Source organism: Campylobacter sp. BCW_4332 (assembly GCF_001763175.1).
In the GTDB taxonomy this organism is placed as follows: Bacteria; Campylobacterota; Campylobacteria; order Campylobacterales; family Campylobacteraceae; genus Campylobacter_D; species Campylobacter_D jejuni.
In genome coordinates this window covers 1-3,782 of record NZ_MJYF01000067.1, presented here as the reverse complement: position 1 = coordinate 3,782, position 3,782 = coordinate 1, and the positions used below count along the sequence as shown (strand labels likewise).

Below are 3,782 nucleotides of genomic sequence, written 5' to 3'. Positions count from 1 at the left end.
TAAAGACAAGTTTCAAACTCACAGCTTAGTTGAGACTAAATCATTTAGTTTTATATTAAGTGTTTGAATGCTTTCCGTCTTAAGATAAAGAAGTCTTATCATAAAAACTTTAACAAGGAAGTGATGCGTTTTAGAATCAATAAAAAAGGTAGAAGTTAGGTTATATCTAACTTTTATGCAAATTGTTTTTTTAGCGATTAAGAATTGAAGCTTTATCTACATTAATTTTTTAATGAATGTTTAGTTTATTTCGTTTTAAGCCTAATATCTTTTAGGTTGGCGGGGTAGGCCTTTAGCTTTGGTTCTTTAGGATGAGCTTTGCTCATCTGCTAAAAGAACATCAAAAGGTAAGCTACTAAGAGCGAATGGTGGATGCCTTGACTGGTAAAGGCGATGAAGGACGTACTAGACTGCGATAAGCTACGGGGAGCTGTCAAGAAGCTTTGATCCGTAGATTTCCGAATGGGGCAACCCAATGTATAGAGATATACATTACCTATATAGGAGCGAACGAGGGGAATTGAAACATCTTAGTACCCTCAGGAAAAGAAATCAATAGAGATTGCGTCAGTAGCGGCGAGCGAAAGCGCAAGAGGGCAAACCCAGTGCTTGCACTGGGGGTTGTAGGACTGCAATGTGCAAGAGCTGAGTTTAGCAGAACATTCTGGAAAGTATAGCCATAGAGGGTGATAGTCCCGTATGCGAAAAACAAAGCTTAGCTAGCAGTATCCTGAGTAGGGCGGGACACGAGGAATCCTGTCTGAATCCGGGTCGACCACGATCCAACCCTAAATACTAATACCAGATCGATAGTGCACAAGTACCGTGAGGGAAAGGTGAAAAGAACTGAGGTGATCAGAGTGAAATAGAACCTGAAACCATTTGCTTACAATCATTCAGAGCACTATGTAGCAATACAGTGTGATGGACTGCCTTTTGCATAATGAGCCTGCGAGTTGTGGTGTCTGGCAAGGTTAAGCAAACGCGAAGCCGTAGCGAAAGCGAGTCTGAATAGGGCGCTTAGTCAGATGCTGCAGACCCGAAACGAAGTGATCTATCCATGAGCAAGTTGAAGCTAGTGTAAGAACTAGTGGAGGACTGAACCCATAGGCGTTGAAAAGCCCCGGGATGACTTGTGGATAGGGGTGAAAGGCCAATCAAACTTCGTGATAGCTGGTTCTCTCCGAAATATATTTAGGTATAGCGTTGTGTCGTAATATAAGGGGGTAGAGCACTGAATGGGCTAGGGCATACACCAATGTACCAAACCCTATCAAACTCCGAATACCTTATATGTAATCACAGCAGTCAGGCGGCGAGTGATAAAATCCGTCGTCAAGAGGGAAACAACCCAGACTACCAGCTAAGGTCCCTAAATCTTACTTAAGTGGAAAACGATGTGAAGTTACTTAAACAACCAGGAGGTTGGCTTAGAAGCAGCCATCCTTTAAAGAAAGCGTAATAGCTCACTGGTCTAGTGATTTTGCGCGGAAAATATAACGGGGCTAAAGTAAGTACCGAAGCTGTAGACTTGCACACAACTTAGATTATTTAAATTTAGAATATGAGAAACTAAGTTATATGTTTAGTTATATTTTTACTGATTTTTATAGAGTAAAGATAGAAATAAAACTTAGTAAAATCAGTAAAAATATTCTTGGTTTAAAGTTTAAGTAGTTTAAGTTGTGTGCAAGTGGTAGGAGAGCGTTCTATTTGCGTCGAAGGTATACCGGTAAGGAGTGCTGGAGCGAATAGAAGTGAGCATGCAGGCATGAGTAGCGATAATTAATGTGAGAATCATTAACGCCGTAAACCCAAGGTTTCCTACGCGATGCTCGTCATCGTAGGGTTAGTCGGGTCCTAAGTCGAGTCCGAAAGGGGTAGACGATGGCAAATTGGTTAATATTCCAATACCAACATTAGTGTGCGATGGAAGGACGCTTAGGGCTAAGGGGGCTAGCGGATGGAAGTGCTAGTCTAAGGTTGTAGGAGCTTATACAGGCAAATCCGTATAAGAACACTCCGAGAACTGAAAGGCTTTTTGAAGTCTTCGGATGGATAGAAGAACCCCTGATGCCGTAGAGCCAAGAAAAGTTTCTAAGTTTAGCTAATGTTGCCCGTACCGTAAACCGACACAGGTGGGTGGGATGAGTATTCTAAGGCGCGTGGAAGAACTCTCTTTAAGGAACTCTGCAAAATAGCACCGTATCTTCGGTATAAGGTGTGGTTAGCTTTGTATTAGGATTTACTCCGAAAGCAAGGAAACTTACAACAAAGAGTCCCTCCCGACTGTTTACCAAAAACACAGCACTCTGCTAACTCGTAAGAGGATGTATAGGGTGTGACGCCTGCCCGGTGCTCGAAGGTTAATTGATGGGGTTAGCATTAGCGAAGCTCTTGATCGAAGCCCGAGTAAACGGCGGCCGTAACTATAACGGTCCTAAGGTAGCGAAATTCCTTGTCGGTTAAATACCGACCTGCATGAATGGCGTAACGAGATGGGAGCTGTCTCAAAGAGGGATCCAGTGAAATTGTAGTGGAGGTGAAAATTCCTCCTACCCGCGGCAAGACGGAAAGACCCCGTGGACCTTTACTACAGCTTGACACTGCTACTTGGATAAGAATGTGCAGGATAGGTGGGAGGCTTTGAGTATATGACGCCAGTTGTATATGAGCCATTGTTGAGATACCACTCTTTCTTATTTGGGTAGCTAACCAGCTTGAGTTATCCTCAAGTGGGACAATGTCTGGTGGGTAGTTTGACTGGGGCGGTCGCCTCCCAAATAATAACGGAGGCTTACAAAGGTTGGCTCAGAACGGTTGGAAATCGTTCGTAGAGTATAAAGGTATAAGCCAGCTTAACTGCAAGACATACAAGTCAAGCAGAGACGAAAGTCGGTCTTAGTGATCCGGTGGTTCTGTGTGGAAGGGCCATCGCTCAAAGGATAAAAGGTACCCCGGGGATAACAGGCTGATCTCCCCCAAGAGCTCACATCGACGGGGAGGTTTGGCACCTCGATGTCGGCTCATCGCATCCTGGGGCTGGAGCAGGTCCCAAGGGTATGGCTGTTCGCCATTTAAAGCGGTACGCGAGCTGGGTTCAGAACGTCGTGAGACAGTTCGGTCCCTATCTGCCGTGGGCGTAAGAAGATTGAAGAGATTTGACCCTAGTACGAGAGGACCGGGTTGAACAAACCACTGGTGTAGCTGTTGTTCTGCCAAGAGCATCGCAGCGTAGCTAAGTTTGGAAAGGATAAACGCTGAAAGCATCTAAGCGTGAAGCCAACTCTAAGATGAATCTTCTCTAAGCTCTCTAGAAGACTACTAGTTTGATAGGCTGGGTGTGTAATGGATGAAAGTCCTTTAGCTGACCAGTACTAATAGAGCGTTTGGCTTATCTTTAATAAAGCATCACTTCCTTGTTAAGGTTTTTAAGAAAGCTTTGAATATAGATAATATTTAGAGTTTCATAGAAATCTTTCAAGTAGAGTTTATATTAGAACTTGCTCTTAACATTGTTTTTTAAGTATTCTATATAAAAACTTATTAAAGATAAAAGATAAGTAAAGAAGAAAGAGAATAAAGAAAAAAATAAAGAAATAAAAGATTAAGCTTTATTTATAAATTAAATCTTTCAAAGAATATTTAAATAACAATGTCCGTGATTATACAGATGTGGAAACGCCTTGCTCCATCCCGAACCAAGAAGCTAAGCACATCGTGGGTGATGATACTACGCCTTACTGGCAGGGGGAAAGTAGCTCATTGCGGACTTGTTAAAT

2 rRNA genes are annotated in these 3,782 nt (G+C 42.8%); both read left to right on the top strand.

The annotated features are described in order from the left end of the window. Positions 1-345: 345 nt before the first annotated feature. Positions 346-3,402: ribosomal RNA gene (locus tag AJN64_RS08650) — 23S ribosomal RNA — on the top strand. Between the two features lie 255 nt (positions 3,403-3,657). After that, positions 3,658-3,774 (top strand): 5S ribosomal RNA (gene rrf, locus AJN64_RS08645). Positions 3,775-3,782 lie beyond the last annotated feature (8 nt).